Consider the following 15,621-nt stretch of genomic DNA (forward strand, 5'->3'; position numbering starts at 1 on the left):
CCTGATTAGACGTCCCTTTTGTAACTATGGATGAATTTCGTCAGTTGTTGCAGTGTTTCTACTTTGGCATCAGGGAATACGCCGTGTCCCAGATTGAAAATGAAACCTGGCTGTTTTGTGCCTTCATCCAAAATTTCCTTCGCCTTCGCTTCGAGCTTCTCCCAAGGGGCCAATAGCAGCGTTGGGTCCAAATTGCCTTGCAGCGTCTTCGTCACACCCATCTCACGAGCAGTTGTAATCGAAGTACGCCAGTCCAGACCAACCACATCAACAGGCAAGCGGTTCCAATCCATCAAAAGATGGCCAGCGCCGATACCAAAATAGATCGTTGGCACGCCAGTATCTTTTAGTGCGTTGAAGATACGAGTCATGACTGGTGTAATGTACTCGCGGTAATCTTCGTCATTCAATGCACCGACCCACGAATCAAATACTTGCACAGCTTGTGCACCTGCTTTAATTTGCGCTTTGAGGTAGGTGATGGTCATATCGCCCAGTTTTTCCATCAGCGCCTGCCAAGCAACTGGCTCGGTATACATGAATGCTTTTGTCTTATGATAGTGCTTGGAAGGGCCGCCTTCGATCAAATAGCTAGCCAGTGTAAATGGTGCACCTGCGAAACCGATCAATGGAACAGATAATTGCTGACGCAAAATCTTAATGGATTCAAGAATGTACGGCACATGCGTTTCCGGATCGAGCTCAAGCAGACGCTCAACATCCTTCAAGGATTCGATTGGGTTCGCGATTACAGGACCAATGCCAGATTCGATATTCACATCCACGCCAATCGGTTTTAGTGGCGTCATGATGTCTGCAAACAAGATTGCAGCGTCAACGCCCAATTGCTCAACAGGTAGACGTGTCACTTCCGCGCAAACTTCCGGTATGTAGTTCATTTCAAAAAAGCTATGCTTCGCGCGGATGGCGCGGTATTCTGGCTGATAACGCCCTGCCTGACGCATGTACCAGACCGGAACATGCTCTGTCGCTTCACCGCGACATGCTTTCAAAAACGTGTCGTTAAAAGTTTTTGCGGTCATGAATAAACCTCGCTTTGCACAATTATGTTTCCTTCAATATGATACCATTCGTCATTCGACAAGTAATGTCTCTTTTGTGTCAAAATCTTTTCGTTTCTTCCGTTTCCAATCCTATCCATCAGTGTTTCCAAACTTCTCCTATTGAATGCGAACGTCCCCGGTAGAACTTCGCACAGTCATTTTGGGTCCACCTGATCCAATCGATGCCTTCACTTTGTATTCCTCGTTCTTTTCATAGGTAAGGTTAGACCAGGTGGTTTCAATGCCTCCTGTATCTGTCGTTACTTCCAGCTGTGCTGCAGAAGGCTCCTTGGCTACTGTCACTCGAATATCCCCGGTATCCGTTCGAATGGAAACGTCATGGGTCAACTCTGGCATTGTCAGTTTATCAATCTCGCCTGTGGAGCTTTCAATGACAACGGCCGAGCGAATATTCGCCAGATTGATATCTCCTGTAGCTGTCTGGACGTCAAGTGCTTCTCCTTCATAGCCCGACACGTCCACATCTCCATTGCTGGTGGATATTTTCGTGTTCTTTGCCCGCAGCATTCCGCTCTTGATATCCCCTGTCATCGTTCCAAGCTGGACGTTCTCATACACTTTTTCTGGCAGGAAGAGCTCCAGCTTTACCTTCCCGTTGCGAGGATAAAACATATTGACGTGAGGGCGTTCACGCAGTTCTACGAGCAGCGTACCATCTGGTGAGACTACACTCCGAAACTCCAGTCGCTCCTGCTGTTGTTCGGATACTTCCCCGACCATCCGTACGCTCGCTTTTGGTTGCTTGCTTGCCATGATTTCCACATCAGCCGTTTCCGTCAGCAACTCAATCGCTTTTACCTCTTGTTCGATTATGCGTTCTTCATTGACTTGTTTTAACGAAAATGAGAAATTTTCTTGCTTCGTAAAGAGCCAGATGATTCCACATACACCGATGATGAACAAAAGAAGACTTATTCCAAAGAGTCTTTTCCCCAAATTTCGCATCTCATTTCCCCCTGATCATCTTCACGTTGAACTGGAGATAACGCAAGAACTGGCGATACAGCCATTTCGTCAATCGTAGCAAGCCGATGGCAAACATTCCGCCCAATCCTACGGAAACCATGCTGGAGAACAACAAAAAAAGTCGCTCTTGAGACGGGGCAGGAATCCCGTAATCCAAGAATATTCCGACTGGCGCGACCAAAAGCGCCGCAGTCATCGCATACAACCCCATCAGTATACCGATCAAGCCTAAAAATGGCCCCAAAACAAAGACGAGATTGAAAAATCCCAAGCTGATCGTCGCGACAATCGCTCTCGTCATATTCCCTACCGATGCGTTGGACTGTGCTTGATCAATTCGGTAGCCAGCCAAAAGCTCGCGTGCCACTAGCTTCGGACTTCCCAATCCTTCCGCAATTTCAAACTCCGTCTTCCCTTGTTTCATTCCCGAGAGAAAATGCTCTGTATAATCGGCAAGGATGTCTAAGCGTTCTTTATCAGGCAAAGCGCTAAGCAAAGCATTTAACTCATCCATAAACTCACGCCTTGTCATATCCGAGTCCCCCCTCTATGATCTCATTTACCCCGCGGTTAAATATTCGCCACTCCAAGACGAGGTCATTCATGTATTGACGACCGCGATTTGTCAGCTGGTAATATTTCCGTGGGGGTCCCTCTTGTGATTCCGCCAAATAGGTCGTAAAAAATCCTTCCTGGGTCAAACGGCGAAGCAAGGGGTAAACCGTTCCTTCAGAGATATGGAATTTTTCTGAGATGCTCGCAACCAGTTCGTAGCCGTATCTGTCTTGCTTAGCTGTCAAGACGAGAACACACAGCTCCAGAACCCCTTTTTTAAACTGTACGTTCATCAACATCACCCATGTAAAAGCTTACCAAATGGCTACTATATATTGCAAGGTACTTCATAATAACAAAACCTCTTTCTCGCAGCATGTAAAGGAGATGCGACCGCGTTTTAGAGGTAGGTTATTCTATCCGATACAGTAAAAAATGGACAGGGAGGTTTTTCTCCACCCCTGTCCGGTCAAACCTTATTTTACTTCAACAATCCTGTCTTCTACTTTTGGATTGACAGTTTTACGCTTGATCAAGCCTTCTTCCACAATGCTGTACATGGACAAGCCTGTGTTGAAGAATGGCTTTTTCAAAGATTCGTAACCATCTCCACCTGCTGCCAGGAAGTCGATCGTTGCCACTTTATACGTTTTGGTCAGGTCAAGCGGCTTGTCGCCAACTTTTACTTCTACTACGCGCTCGCCAGCTGGCTTGGATGGGTTGTACGTGAAGCTCATGCCGCTCACTTGCGGGAAACGTCCTGCTCCCTCTTCTACCTTGCTCACGCCGTTTTCGAGGGCTTTCTTCAGCTCTTCGCCTGTTACTTCTACGACTGCCAGTGTATTGTTCTCGAATGGCAGGAGCGTGTACAGACCTTTTTTCGTGATATCGCCTGCTGGCAGCTGTGTACGGATTCCACCACCGTTAGCGAGTGCTACATCTGCCTCATAGCCTTTGATGGACTGTGTGCGCTCCAGCATGATATCTGTGATCAGGTTACCCACGTTTGTTTCTTTCGTACGGACCAGTGCACGGTCACCATCGAGTGGCACTTCGGATTTCGCAATGACAACATTCATGACAGTATCGATCTTGCCCACGATTTCTTTTACCATCTTATCTACATCTGGATCAGCTACAACTGCTTCATCGTACTCTTTCAAACCGCCGCTGAATGCTACCAGTTCTTTGCCGAGGTAGTAGAGGTCAGCGCGTCCGAGGGACTTGCCGTACTCCCAGTCTTGTACGATGTACGTGCCGTTTACGAGTTCAGGTGCTTTCAGCGGTGTATGGGAGTGACCACCAACAATCAGGTCAATGCCAGGAACGTTTTTCGCGATTTCACGGTCTACGTTCACTCCGATGTGGGAAACAACAATCACGTGATCTACTTCTTTTTTCAGCTCAGGTACAAGTACTTTCGCCACTTCTACCGGTTTTTTGAATGTTAGCCCTTTTACGTTGTCAGGGTGAGTCAATACAGGTGTGTCTTCCGCCACGAAACCAACAAAGGCGAATTTCTTCCCGCCAATCTCTGCTTTGAAAACAGGTGGCAGCAATTCTTTTCCATCTGCCTTGAACACGTTTGCTGAGATGACTGGATGCTCGAGCATGTCACGCAGCTTTAGCAATTGCTCATAACCGAAGTCAAACTCGTGGTTACCTGCAGCCATTACGTTGTAGTCGAGGCTGTTGAGGATTGGAACAACAGATTCGCCTTTGAATTGGTTCACGAAAACGGTACCTTGGAAGGTATCACCAGCGTCCAAGAGCAAGAAGTTTTCGTTCTCTGCACGCCATTCCTTGAGCAAGGTTGCGATTTTGGCAAAGCCGAATTCTTTTTGGTTCTTGTCTTCTTGAATATGACCATGTGTATCGTTGGTGTGTGCAATCGTTACATGCGTGGTAGCCGCATCACCCAATGCTTGGAAAAATTCACCGCGCGTTACAGTCGCTTTGTTGTCGAGCTTCATTTTGTAGCCCAGTTTGTCAGCCATTTGTGTCAGCTTGGCAGACGTTACGGCTTGCGCAGGGTTTTTATAGTCGTCTTGTGTGAGAGCACCTTGGCTCTTTGCCCAGTCGAAGTAAGGAGTAGACCAATGAGCACCTTTAGCGGCTGCTCCCAGTTTTGCCTCTTTCAATTTGGAGAAAACAACAGTAGCCTCCGCGAGAGTCACGGCACGATCCAAAGCAAGATCGCCATTTTGACCCGCTGATACAATTGCCTTTTTCACCATCCAGTCAGTGTGCTGTACGGGATGCAATGGTGCTGCAAATGCTGAGGAAGACATCAGCGATGCAAATACGATAGATGCAAACGCCGTCATCGTAATCCGACGTGCCTTTTTCATGATAATTTCCCCTCTCGTCTATGTATAAATAAATAGGATAACGTTTTCATTATAGCAAAATTTGCTAGGACTATGGTGTGATATTTGTTTACTTTCTGTTTAGAAAGCTCATGAAGGCTTCAGCCATTTTCTCTGGTGATTCAACCATGCCCATATGCCCAGCATCAGGCAACAGCACTTGTTCGACGTTATTTTTATCTACTGTAAAAGTTTTTTCAGCAGGAATGATCTGGTCCTCTGTTCCTGCGACTAATAGCACAGGTAACGTCGTTTCTTGCAGCACATGATTGCGATCCGCTCGATCACGCATAGCGATTAATGTTTGGACGGCTCCAACCGGGCTCGTCTCAAAGCCGATTTCTTTTGCTAGCTGGACTTCTTCTCTCATCGTCTCGATATGAGAAGGTGCGAACAGCTTCGGTACGAGGGCTTTGATAAACGGCTCCATGCCATTTTGGCGGATGTTGTCTGCGCCTTTATCCCGATTGGCTTTGGCAGCGTCGTCATCCGGATATGGCGTCGAATGGACCAAGCCAAAGCTCGCCAGCTTGTCCGCGTATTGATTTGCAAATGCCAAGGTCACATAGCCACCCAGCGAATGTCCAAACAGATGAATCTTCGCTAAACCAAGCTCCTCTACAAGCAAAGCCAGATCGTCTGCAAAGCGCTCCATCGAATACGGTTCATCAGGCGCCGAGCTGTTTCCATGCCCACGCAAATCGATTGCAATGACCCGATGCGTTTTAGACAAGAGCGGAACTAGCTTATGCCAGTAAGATGAGCTCCCGCAAAAACCGTGGATCAAAACAAGCGACTCCCCCGTTCCTTCTTCTACATAGGCTATTTTGATGCCGTTACTCAGTTGGACTTCCTTTTTCATCGAATCATACTCCTTTAATGTTTGTTTACTTCTTGTCAAAAAGTGCTGCTGACCCTTACGATTGGAAAATAACCCTTGTTCCAAAGAACATGAAAGAGGTGTAGCTAGTAGATGGTATACCCAAAAACAGGTTCCGTGATCGTCAAGGACGGCAGAGAAATGACGTACACGCACATTCAGGCAAATCAGACGCCATCTCGCTCCGTCTGTTTTTTCTTTCCCGGAGCCAGCTATTCGTTCGACAGGCCTTATCTGTATTATTCTACCATGCTTTTTTTGAGCAAACAGATCGATCTCGTCCATGTGCACGCTGCGTATGGAAAAGACATCCCTGATTTCGAAACCAGCTCATTCGCAAAACGCAGCGCTTGGATCAGCGAGGATATGCAAACGGTTGTCTCCCAAGTACTAGATCAGCAGGAGTATGAACGTATTTTCTTTCTCGGGAAATCACTTGGAACAGTTCCGATTGCATGTTCTTTGCTCAAGGAACCTCGTTTTTCCCGTTCGTCTGCGATCCTGTTGACTCCGTTGCTGAGGGAGGATTTGGTCGTGGCAGACTTGCTTTCGCTGGAGCAAAATGTCTTTCTCGTCTCAGGTACTGCCGATCCCCACTACCATCAGCCTACTCTCGAAAGAATCATTACTTCCAAGCCGAATATTCATCGGTATCTGCCACAAAACGCAATGCACTCCCTAGACATCGGTCTACAGGTTGACCTTTCCCTACAAGTCTTGCAGTCTATCATGGATGAACTTGGTTGTTTTTTGGACAAGTCGCTGGACAATTAAGCAAAACGCTTCGATACCCGCTTCAACGCTTTTTTCATTTGCTTGCGTCTGCATTGCAACACTTTTTGGATAAATTTTTTTTCGGACTTTTTCAAACACCCTTTCGGTACCCTTTTGATCGCTTTTTTGATTTCTGAAGTAGGCAAAGATTGGATTTTTTTCACCATCTTGTCAAGCTGTTTTCGATTTTCCCGCGTGAACCGCCTCAATCCGTAGGGAATTCGTTGCTTCTTTTTGTCCCCGGTATGCAAGCAAAATTTGTATGCTTTTTTACAGGAGAACTTTTTCTTTGCTCTGCGAAGATTCCATTTATCTGGATTGCCAAACAATGATATGCCGTGATCGATGCCATACCATTTGTATTTCTTCCATGATTTTCCCCGGTAAAGAATCAAGTTGCGATTCGAACGATCCGGGTTAAGAATCCATGCATCGAAAGCAACCAAACGTGCTAATTTTTTGGCATTCTTGATATACTTTTGCGGTTTTTTCTTTACGTAAGACTTCGCCTTTTTCCAAGGAATAACCTTTTTGGCATTGGCTGTGACAGAGACAAGACCGCGCTTAATGTACCCTCGTGGTCCTTTTACACGAGCCTGCAATACTTTTGCAACGGGTAACCCGAGTTTTTTGGCCAAGTGTGCAGCGATGTATTCGTTAGCGACAAGAATACGATAACTCGTGCGATGATGTGCCCAGACATTCGATTTAAAGTATCCTTTCCGATTTTTCCGTTTGCGAACACTCCAAATCAACCGACCGTAACGCTTGCGCAAGTGCTTTCGATAACGCCATTTCAATTTCACCACACTTGTCACCCCTGTCCTGTTTTTTTACAGTATACGAGTCTGGATTCCAATTGGTGAAACCAAACAGCCAACACCTCCCGCTTTTGGGTTTAAAGGGTGTTGGCTGTTTAGAGGTGCTGCTTCGCTGTTCTTTCACCGAAGCGGAATAAAAATTTCGTACGTGTTCTCGACCCGAGCAGACTCATGTACAGAAGGAACGTACCGTTGATCGTAGCGCTCCATACGAAGAGCATACTCATCTACCTGATGGTCGCTTGCGTTGAGCCAACCAAACAAACTGTGATACGTGTTTTGGACCTGTTTCATTGGACCTGTGTGAGTAAAGCGAGCGTATGTCTTCGCTGGAATGGTGAAACCCACCATGCCCTCAGGGATATACTCAAAACGCTCTACTTCCACCACAATGTACTCGGTATAGATTTGGTGCGTCCGATTCTCGTCGCTAATGTCGTAACGAACATCTGGTGAAATCACGAGAGGAATCTCATCCTGACGCTTCAAAAAGGTCTCCCACAGCTTTGGCATGTACTCGACAAGCATGGGAAAAGAACCAGAGAAGCTAAGACCAACCAGATGCTTTTGCGGTACGTGAACAATCGTCCCTTCCATCTCTCCACCTCATTCATCTGCGTTTTACCTCGTAATTTTGACAATCGGTGGAAAAATCCTGCAACAATGCAAAAAAAGCACCTCCCGCCAAATAAGCGAGGAAGTGCTTTCTCCTTTTCGTTGCTTTTATTCAAACGCTTTTTTCATCGCTCTGTAGCTTGCTTCAATCGTCCGTTCGATATCTTCATCAGTATGTGCCAAGGAAACGAACATACCCTCAAACTGGGACGGCGGGATCATGATGCCTTCCTCCAGCAGATAGCTAAAGTACGCGGAGAAACGCTCCAGATCGGATGTTTTCGCTGTTTCATAGTTGATAACCGGTGTCTCTGTGAAGAACAGGCAAACCATGGAGCCTACGCGATTGAGCGTGTACGGAATGCCCAGCTTCTTGGCATTGTCAGCCAAGCCTTCAGCCAAACGAGCGGACATTTTCTCCAAGCGTTCGTAAGCGCCTGGTTTGCTGAGCTCTTGCAAGGTAGTCAAGCCTGCTGCCATTGCCAAAGGATTACCCGACAGCGTTCCTGCCTGATAGATTGGTCCTGCTGGAGCCACTTGCTGCATGATCTCCCGTTTGCCACCGTATGCACCAACTGGCAAGCCACCCCCGATAACTTTCCCCATCGTTGTCAAATCCGGGGTAATGCCGTACAGCTCTTGTGCACCGCCCAATGCTACACGGAAGCCAGTCATGACTTCATCGAAAATCAGCAGTGTCCCATGTTTCTCTGTAATTTCACGCAGTCCTTCGAGGAAGCCTGGCTGTGGAGGAACGACCCCCATGTTGCCGCCGATTGGCTCCACAATGACTGCTGCCAGATCATCGCCAAACGATTCAAATGCCAGTTTGACGCTTTCCAGATCATTGTAAGGAACCGTAATCGTGTTGTGTGCTGTTCCTTCTGGTACGCCTGGGCTGTCTGGAAGTCCGAGTGTAGCCACACCAGAACCAGCTTTGATCAACAGACTGTCGGCATGACCATGGTAGCAGCCTTCGAACTTCATGATTTTGTTGCGTCTGGTATAGCCACGCGCGAGACGCAGAGCGCTCATTGTCGCCTCTGTACCGGAGTTCACCATGCGCACGACTTCTACAGACGGCACGATCTCACAAACGAGCTTTGCCATTTCTGTTTCCCGCTCAGTCGGTGCGCCGAAACTGGTTCCAAGCGCAGCTACTTCCGTAATCGCTGCGAGGACACGCGGATGCGCATGACCCAAGATCAATGGACCCCACGAGCCGATGTAGTCAATATAGCTGTTTCCATCCACATCAAAAATGCGGGAGCCTTCTCCTTTTGCGATGTAAACAGGATTGCCTCCGACACTCTTAAAGGCACGAACCGGACTGTTTACTCCGCCTGGTATGTAATGCTGTGCTTCTGCAAATAACTGAGTAGATTTTTCTCTATTCATCTCGTGCTCACCTCGCCAGCCATTTTGCAACATCTTTTGCATGGTACGTAATGATCAAATCTGCACCTGCGCGCTTGAAACCAACAAATGTTTCCATAACGATACGCTCTTCATCGATCCAGCCATTCAGAGCTGCCGCTTTTATCATAGAATACTCTGCACTCACATTGTAAGCCACGATCGGCAGGTTGAAGTTCTCTCGCAGACGGAGAATCATGTCCATGAAGGCAAGACCTGGCTTCACGATCAAGAAGTCTGCTCCTTCTTTTACATCGGAAGCTGCCTCGCGCAGACCTTCCCGTGCATTGGCCGCGTCCATTTGATAGCTTTTGCGATCGCCGAATTGTGGAGTCGAGCCTGCCGCATCGCGGAACGGCCCGTAGAAAGCAGAAGCGTATTTCACCGCATAGGACATGATCGGAATGTGCTCAAAACCAGCCGCGTCCAAAGCTTCACGGATTGCAATCACGAAACCGTCCATCATGTTGGAAGGAGCAATGATATCTGCGCCAGCTTTTGCTTGGGAAACAGCGGTCTGCCCCAAAAGCTTCAATGTTTCGTCATTCACGACTTCACCTTCGTGAATCACACCACAGTGACCATGATCGGTGTATTCACACAGACATGTATCTGCAATCACGAGCATTTCCGGATGGGCTTCCTTGATCAGACGCATCGCCTGCTGGGTAATCGCATCATCATTGTACGCCTCTGTTCCACATGCGTCTTTATGTGTTGGTACTCCAAACATCAAAACAGCTTGTATTCCCAGAGCTACGATTTCCTTCATCTCTTCGGCCAATGTGTCCAAGGAGAGCTGATACACGCCTGGCATGGACGGAATCTCATTCTTAATACCGGTTCCTTCCACTACGAACAACGGATAAATCAAGTCTTCCACCCGTACGTGGTTCTCCCGCACCAGATTGCGCATAGCCGCGCTTTTGCGAAGACGGCGATGACGGTCAAATGTTTGTGCCATGTCGATTCCCTCCCAGATTCTCTATGATAGCTGCTAGTAATCCTTCCACGGTGTACTCACTCGCTACCACATGAACAGAAAGCCCGTTTTGTTTTGCTGTATCGGCCGTTATTGGTCCGATACAGGCTATCTGAACGTGCTTGAGCCAGTCAAACGATGCATAAGGCTCCATCGCTGCCATAAAATGCGTCACCGTTGAAGAGCTAGTAAACAAGATGATATCGATGAGACCTTGCTGGAGCTTTTCCACTGCATCTGGAGCCTGCTCTGCATCAATGACAGTGTGATACACGTCTACCTCTGTCACAGCAAGTCCCAAGCGAGCCAACTCCTTTGGTAGTGCCTTGCGGGCAATATCTGCACGAGGCAGCAGAACACGCTGACCAAGAAGCAGTTGATCATACAAGCTCGACAGCAAGCCCTCCGCCACGTAATCAGATGGGATGACAGCTACTTCGAGTCCGTGATGCTCAAGCGCCTTGGCCGTCTTCGGACCGACCGCAGCAATTTTGCCAGTGAACGCTTCGAGTCCTATCCCGAGCTCGCGCATACGCTCCAAAAAGAAGTGTACGCCATTCACACTCGTGAAGACCACCCAGTCGTATGTTGGCAACTGGGTGATGGCTTCGTCGAGCTTGGCAGTGTCCGTCGGCGGCATCATTTTTAACAGGGGAAATGCGTACGCTTCTCCACCCAACCGCTCGATATGTTCAACGAGCTCGCGAACTTGACTTCTCGCCCGCGTGACCATGATGCACTTGCCAGTCAGCGGCTTGTGCGATCCGTGGACAATCATTGCTCATTCTCCCGCAAGACTTGCGCAAGTACCTCTCCCGCTCCCTGCGCCAGAAGGGCTTCCGCCACTTGAATCCCCAGCGCTAGCGGATCTTGGCCAGTCGCCGTGTTTTTGAACATTTGCTTCCCATCTGGGGAGCCAACCATTCCGGTCAAAGTAATTTCATTGTTCTCACCAATTGTCGCATATGCGCCAATCGGTACCTGACAGCCTCCTTGGAGTTTATGCAGGAAGCTGCGCTCTGCCGTTACCGCCAAACGCGTCAGTGCGTCATCAAACTGCTTCAAGAGAGCGAGTGTCTCCTCATCGTCTGCACGACACTCGATGGCAAGCGCACCTTGACCGACAGCTGGCAAACTGATTTCAACAGGCAGGAACTGCGAGATGTTCCCTTCAAAATTCACGCGTTCAAGTCCAGCGGCAGCGAGGATGATCGCATCAAAATTCCCTTCCTCCAGCTTGCGTATGCGCGTATCAATATTTCCACGCAGAGATTCGATCTGAATGTCAGGGCGATGTGCGAGAATTTGTGCAGAACGGCGCAAGCTACTGGTCCCTACCAAAGCTCCTTGTGGTAATTCATCCAATGTCTTGCCGTCCTTGGAAAGCAGGACATCTCGGGGATCAACACGCTTTGGAATCGCGCCGATTACCAAGCCCTCTGGCAATTCAGCCGGCATATCCTTCAGGCTGTGTACTGCAAAATCGGTTTCCCTATCGAACAAGGATTGCTCGATTTCTTTAATAAACAATCCTTTTCCGCCTACTTTGGACAAGGTCACATCGAGGATTCGATCGCCTTTTGTCACGATTTCATGCAATTCAAAATCAGCCTCAGGTGCGAACCCCTTCAGTTTATCTACGACCCAATTCGTTTGGGTGAGCGCCAATTTGCTGCGACGCGTTCCCACATTCCATTTTCCCATGACAGCCTCCTTGATAAACAGCCCCTACCACCAGTCGTGAAATGTAGAAGTAGTGAAGCCTAAAAAATTGATAAGCAGTAACAAAAACGCCAAGACGTTCCACTGCGCGAGTCTGCGCATCTGCACCGTATCCCGATAGCGTTGGTACAGCCATAGCGAATAAATCGCAAGAACCAGCGTGGAGAGCACTACTTTTGAATCTAGCAGAAATTTCTCCGGCAAAACCATTTTACCCCAAATGATCCCTAATACAATCGAGAGCAAGAGCATCGGTACACCCAGCATGTTCATTCGGTACGCGTAGCCTTCCAATTGATCGAGGCTAGGCAACCGCCTGAGCAACGGGGACCAGCGTCTTTCCTTGAGCATTTTGTGCTGAAGCAAGTACATGGCCGAGAAGATCATGGAGAGCGAGAACGCCCCGTAGCTGAACATGGCCAGTGTCACATGTGTCAACAATAGCTCAGAGGTCAAGATACTCGATACAGCCTCAATCGGCGTTTCCGGCAAAAACATCGACATGACGAGCACGACGAATCCGATAATATTGGTAAAAAAAACCAGCAAATCAATCCGAAAAAAATAGTGAATGGTAAGCGACAAGCCTACCAGCACCCATGAATAAAAAAAGAGCGTCTCAAACAGCGTAATGACTGGAAAATACCCCTTCATGACTGCTTGCGAGACAAAAAATGCGGTTTGCAAGGCCCAAACGACAACAAGCAACCCGAAAGCCAGACGATTGACTTTCCGGTTGCTTTGCAAGAAGTCGTTAAAATAGAAGAGAACACTTGCAGCGTAGAGAAAGATCGTCAAGTCGTAGATCCATCTCACCTCGGCCATGTACTCTCTCCCCCACTTTCCCAATCGGTTTCTAACAGTAGCAGATAGATTGTTAGGTCAGCTTAGTCAGGGAACCGGGAAGCCAATACTTGCTCCCGAGAAGAAGATGTCTGTTTATTTTTATCGTTAGCCCAGATTGCTTCCTGTTCTTTTCGATCCAGGATCTCCTCCAACGCAAACATTTTCTCGAAAATATCCAGCACTTCTTCCCCATCTTTGGTAGCTGCCATTTCTTTTAAACGCACGACCGGATCGTGCAATAGTTGATTGACAATGCCCTTGGTTGTCTTGCGGATGATGTGCATCTCCCGCTCAGACAGGTTCGGCAGCTTGTTTTCGATTTTTCGCATCGCTTCGCTTTGAATCGTGTTTGCCTTGTCACGCAGTGCAGCGATGAGTGGCGCCACTCCAAGCGTCTGGTACCAGGTCGTGAATGCCACAATCTCTTCTTGAATCATGACATCCAGACGTTCCGCTTCACGAGAACGTTCTGAAACGTTACTCGCAACGATGCCTTCGAGATCGTCAATATCATATAAAAATACGTTATCAAGATCATGCAAGTCAGGATTCAGGTCGCGAGGAACTGCGATATCCACCATGAACAACGGACGATGCTTCCTTTGTTTCATGATCGGAGCCAGTTCTTTTTTGCCGAGGACATAACCTGTCGCTCCGGTCGAGCTGATGACGATGTCTGCTGTGAGCAGTGCCTCTGGCAGCTGCTCCATCGTACAGGAATCACCCTTGAACTTTTCTGCCAAAAGCTGCGCTCGCTCCAATGTACGATTCGCTACCATGACGCGTTCCGATCCATTTGCGTGCAGGTGCTTAGCGGTCAGCTCACTCATTTTGCCCGCTCCGACGATCAGAACAGACTTCCCTGCGAAGGAACCGAAGATCTTTTTCCCCAGTTCGACAGCAGCGTAGCTAACAGAAACCGCATTTTGTCCAATCGCTGTCTCTGTATGGGCACGCTTGGCGAACGTAATCGCTTGCTTGAATAAGGTGTTAAAGACAGTCCCTGTCGTTTGACGCTCCTGCGCCAACAGGAACGCATCCCGGACTTGTCCGAGGATTTGTGTTTCTCCCATTACCATCGAATCAAGACCGGAAGAGACGCGGAACAAGTGCTCGATTGCCTGTTCGTTCTCTTTTATATAGAGATGATCCTTAAATTGTTCTTTCTCCACGCCGAACCATTCAGCCAAAAAACGGCGAGTATAGTCTCGGCCAATATTCGCCTGGTCGCAAACGACGTAAATTTCCGTCCGGTTGCACGTCCCCAGGATGATACATTCTGCGATACTCTTCGTCTGGGAGAGAAGATGAAGAGCGCGTGCTGTTCCATCGTCGCTGAATGTAAACTTTTCGCGAATTTCGACAGGAGCTGTTTTGTAGTTTAAACCCAGCAAAAGAATATCCATAATGTCCTCCCAGAATAACAAACCTGTTAGCGGCATATGTAAAATGCACTATTATTATATCATTATGTCCTGAATCGGATAAGAGTAATTGTGAAAAGTTTATTAACGGAGTGTACTTTGCGTATATCCTATATAATCCGCTTGCGTTCCTTCCGGGAATCCCTTATGATGTCGGCTATACATGAAAACAGAAGAAAAATTGCGAAAATGTCAGAAAGGAGAGGAAAGAAGCTTTGAGAAAACCTTGGATGGCAGACATAACGCTGCTCCTCGTCGCAGTTATCTGGGGAACTACGTTTTTGATCGTACAGCAGGCAATCGCATCGCTGCCTCCCAATACGTTTAACGCCGTACGCTTTACCATTGCTGCGTTATTTTTATTGATCATCTATTTCATCCGCAATCGTCATCGTGGGCAGACCTATGAATGGAGAGGGCCACTGCTTCGTGCAGGCGTCATCCTCGGTTTTTGGCTCTGTCTGGGATACGCCTTTCAGACCGTAGGACTTTTGTATACATCGCCGTCCAAAGCTGGCTTTATCACTGGTTTATCCGTCGTATTGGTGCCGCTCTTCTCGTTTTTGCTCTTGCGTGAGCGTGTCAAGCCTTTCGCTATCGTCGGCGTGATTCTAGCAGCGTTCGGCTTGTATTTGCTGACACAGAACCAGTCGTTCTCCTTTAATCTCGGTGATGCCCTGGTATTCTTCGGTGCAATCTGCTTCGCCATGCAAATCGTCTCTACTGGCAAATACGCACCTCGTTTTGCAGCATTGCCCCTTGCCATTACACAATTAGGCACGGTAGGTGTTATGAGCTGGCTGTACGCCTTTTTCTTTGAGGATTGGAGTCGTGCTTTTGATCCGGCGATCTTGTTCATTCCCGAGGTGGCCTTTGGTTTGATCATCACTTCTATTTTCGCCACAGCACTGGCCTTTCTCGCGCAGACCGCCTTGCAAAAACAAACCAGCTCGACGCGGGTCGCTCTCATTTTCGCTTTGGAGCCCGTATTTGCCGCACTCACCTCATACGTCTTTATTCATGAAGTATTAAGTGGAAGACAGTTGACCGGATGTCTCCTGATTTTCACCGGAATGATTCTGGCTGAGCTGCCGATTCAGGAATGGTTGCGGAGTTTCCGTCAAAGAAAACCAAATGACGGTCGTGAATCCGCCTAATGCGAAAAG

At 48.1% G+C, this 15,621-nt stretch carries 16 protein-coding genes; 2 read left to right on the plus strand and 14 right to left on the minus strand.

Going from position 1 to position 15,621, the window contains the following annotated elements:
• Nucleotides 1-5: 5 nt before the first annotated feature.
• The 6 genes from hemE to ACM6JA_RS26385 form a co-directional block, all read right to left on the minus strand.
• Nucleotides 6-1,043: a uroporphyrinogen decarboxylase gene (gene hemE, locus ACM6JA_RS26360; RefSeq protein WP_069850577.1), complete on the minus strand. Its 1,038-nt coding sequence runs from the start codon at nucleotides 1,041-1,043 to the stop codon at nucleotides 6-8.
• Nucleotides 1,044-1,181: 138 nt separating this feature from the next.
• A complete protein-coding gene (locus tag ACM6JA_RS26365; protein ID WP_414854756.1) occupies nucleotides 1,182-2,030 on the minus strand; it encodes a DUF4097 family beta strand repeat-containing protein in 849 nt (282 codons plus the stop codon).
• A gap of 1 nt (nucleotide 2,031) precedes the next feature.
• Nucleotides 2,032-2,583 carry an HAAS signaling domain-containing protein gene (locus ACM6JA_RS26370; RefSeq protein WP_173618955.1) on the minus strand — a complete coding sequence of 184 codons (552 nt, stop codon included), beginning with the start codon at nucleotides 2,581-2,583 and terminating at the stop codon, nucleotides 2,032-2,034.
• Nucleotides 2,570-2,899, minus strand: coding sequence for a PadR family transcriptional regulator (locus tag ACM6JA_RS26375; protein ID WP_039961221.1), 330 nt, complete (start codon nucleotides 2,897-2,899; stop codon nucleotides 2,570-2,572). Before ACM6JA_RS26375 ends, ACM6JA_RS26370 begins: the two co-directional genes overlap by 14 nt.
• Before the next feature lie 183 nt (nucleotides 2,900-3,082).
• Nucleotides 3,083-4,957 (minus strand): bifunctional metallophosphatase/5'-nucleotidase, encoded by a 1,875-nt coding sequence (locus ACM6JA_RS26380; protein WP_414854757.1) that lies wholly within the window; start codon nucleotides 4,955-4,957, stop codon nucleotides 3,083-3,085.
• Between the two features lie 88 nt (nucleotides 4,958-5,045).
• Nucleotides 5,046-5,837 (minus strand): alpha/beta fold hydrolase, encoded by a 792-nt coding sequence (locus ACM6JA_RS26385; protein WP_414854758.1) that lies wholly within the window; start codon nucleotides 5,835-5,837, stop codon nucleotides 5,046-5,048.
• Between the two features lie 111 nt (nucleotides 5,838-5,948).
• Between ACM6JA_RS26385 and ACM6JA_RS26390 the strand changes: the two genes are divergently transcribed.
• A complete protein-coding gene (locus tag ACM6JA_RS26390) occupies nucleotides 5,949-6,629 on the plus strand; it encodes an alpha/beta hydrolase (RefSeq protein ID WP_414854759.1) in 681 nt (226 codons plus the stop codon).
• On the opposite strand, the gene ACM6JA_RS26395 is transcribed toward ACM6JA_RS26390, so the two are convergent.
• From ACM6JA_RS26395 to hemA, 8 genes are all read right to left on the minus strand, one after another.
• On the minus strand, nucleotides 6,626-7,435 hold the full coding sequence (locus ACM6JA_RS26395) for a HipA family kinase (RefSeq protein ID WP_414854760.1): 810 nt from the start codon (nucleotides 7,433-7,435) through the stop codon (nucleotides 6,626-6,628). The genes ACM6JA_RS26390 and ACM6JA_RS26395 overlap by 4 nt on opposite strands.
• Nucleotides 7,436-7,570: 135 nt before the next feature.
• Nucleotides 7,571-8,047, minus strand: coding sequence for a GyrI-like domain-containing protein (locus tag ACM6JA_RS26400; protein WP_414854761.1), 477 nt, complete (start codon nucleotides 8,045-8,047; stop codon nucleotides 7,571-7,573).
• A gap of 126 nt (nucleotides 8,048-8,173) precedes the next feature.
• Nucleotides 8,174-9,463 carry a glutamate-1-semialdehyde 2,1-aminomutase gene (gene hemL / locus ACM6JA_RS26405; protein WP_414854762.1) on the minus strand — a complete coding sequence of 430 codons (1,290 nt, stop codon included), beginning with the start codon at nucleotides 9,461-9,463 and terminating at the stop codon, nucleotides 8,174-8,176.
• A 7-nt stretch (nucleotides 9,464-9,470) separates the two neighbouring features.
• The gene (hemB, locus tag ACM6JA_RS26410) at nucleotides 9,471-10,445 is read right to left on the minus strand and encodes a porphobilinogen synthase (protein ID WP_414854763.1); all 975 of its coding nucleotides are present in this window, start codon (nucleotides 10,443-10,445) and stop codon (nucleotides 9,471-9,473) included.
• A complete protein-coding gene (locus tag ACM6JA_RS26415; RefSeq protein WP_414854764.1) occupies nucleotides 10,429-11,241 on the minus strand; it encodes a uroporphyrinogen-III synthase in 813 nt (270 codons plus the stop codon). Before ACM6JA_RS26415 ends, hemB begins: the two co-directional genes overlap by 17 nt.
• Nucleotides 11,238-12,167, minus strand: a complete 930-nt coding sequence (gene hemC, locus ACM6JA_RS26420; protein ID WP_414854765.1) for a hydroxymethylbilane synthase — start codon at nucleotides 12,165-12,167, stop codon at nucleotides 11,238-11,240. The genes ACM6JA_RS26415 and hemC overlap by 4 nt, the downstream gene beginning before the upstream one ends.
• A gap of 24 nt (nucleotides 12,168-12,191) precedes the next feature.
• Nucleotides 12,192-13,010, minus strand: coding sequence for an inner membrane protein YpjD (locus ACM6JA_RS26425; RefSeq protein ID WP_007726739.1), 819 nt, complete (start codon nucleotides 13,008-13,010; stop codon nucleotides 12,192-12,194).
• Nucleotides 13,011-13,072: 62 nt separating this feature from the next.
• Nucleotides 13,073-14,437 (minus strand): glutamyl-tRNA reductase, encoded by a 1,365-nt coding sequence (gene hemA, locus ACM6JA_RS26430; protein ID WP_414854766.1) that lies wholly within the window; start codon nucleotides 14,435-14,437, stop codon nucleotides 13,073-13,075.
• Between the two features lie 233 nt (nucleotides 14,438-14,670).
• On the opposite strand from hemA, the gene ACM6JA_RS26435 reads away from it, so the two are divergent.
• Nucleotides 14,671-15,612, plus strand: coding sequence for a DMT family transporter (locus ACM6JA_RS26435; RefSeq protein WP_414854767.1), 942 nt, complete (start codon nucleotides 14,671-14,673; stop codon nucleotides 15,610-15,612).
• The last annotated feature ends 9 nt before the right edge of the window (nucleotides 15,613-15,621 follow it).

Source organism: Brevibacillus sp. IT-7CA2 (assembly GCF_949767855.1).
Taxonomy (GTDB): domain Bacteria; phylum Bacillota; class Bacilli; order Brevibacillales; family Brevibacillaceae; genus Brevibacillus.

Coding starts and splice junctions, on each gene's coding strand:
- hemE (WP_069850577.1), bottom strand. CDS start 1,043: ATGACCGCAAAAACTTTTAACGACACGTTTTTGAAAGCATGTCGCGGT.
- hemC (WP_414854765.1), bottom strand. CDS start 12,167: ATGGGAAAATGGAATGTGGGAACGCGTCGCAGCAAATTGGCGCTCACC.
- ACM6JA_RS26400 (WP_414854761.1), bottom strand. CDS start 8,047: ATGGAAGGGACGATTGTTCACGTACCGCAAAAGCATCTGGTTGGTCTT.
- hemL (WP_414854762.1), bottom strand. CDS start 9,463: ATGAATAGAGAAAAATCTACTCAGTTATTTGCAGAAGCACAGCATTAC.
- ACM6JA_RS26375 (WP_039961221.1), bottom strand. CDS start 2,899: ATGAACGTACAGTTTAAAAAAGGGGTTCTGGAGCTGTGTGTTCTCGTC.
- ACM6JA_RS26365 (WP_414854756.1), bottom strand. CDS start 2,030: ATGCGAAATTTGGGGAAAAGACTCTTTGGAATAAGTCTTCTTTTGTTC.
- ACM6JA_RS26415 (WP_414854764.1), bottom strand. CDS start 11,241: ATGATTGTCCACGGATCGCACAAGCCGCTGACTGGCAAGTGCATCATG.
- hemA (WP_414854766.1), bottom strand. CDS start 14,437: ATGGATATTCTTTTGCTGGGTTTAAACTACAAAACAGCTCCTGTCGAA.
- ACM6JA_RS26390 (WP_414854759.1), top strand. CDS start 5,949: ATGGTATACCCAAAAACAGGTTCCGTGATCGTCAAGGACGGCAGAGAA.
- ACM6JA_RS26385 (WP_414854758.1), bottom strand. CDS start 5,837: ATGAAAAAGGAAGTCCAACTGAGTAACGGCATCAAAATAGCCTATGTA.
- ACM6JA_RS26425 (WP_007726739.1), bottom strand. CDS start 13,010: ATGGCCGAGGTGAGATGGATCTACGACTTGACGATCTTTCTCTACGCT.
- ACM6JA_RS26380 (WP_414854757.1), bottom strand. CDS start 4,957: ATGAAAAAGGCACGTCGGATTACGATGACGGCGTTTGCATCTATCGTA.
- ACM6JA_RS26370 (WP_173618955.1), bottom strand. CDS start 2,583: ATGACAAGGCGTGAGTTTATGGATGAGTTAAATGCTTTGCTTAGCGCT.
- hemB (WP_414854763.1), bottom strand. CDS start 10,445: ATGGCACAAACATTTGACCGTCATCGCCGTCTTCGCAAAAGCGCGGCT.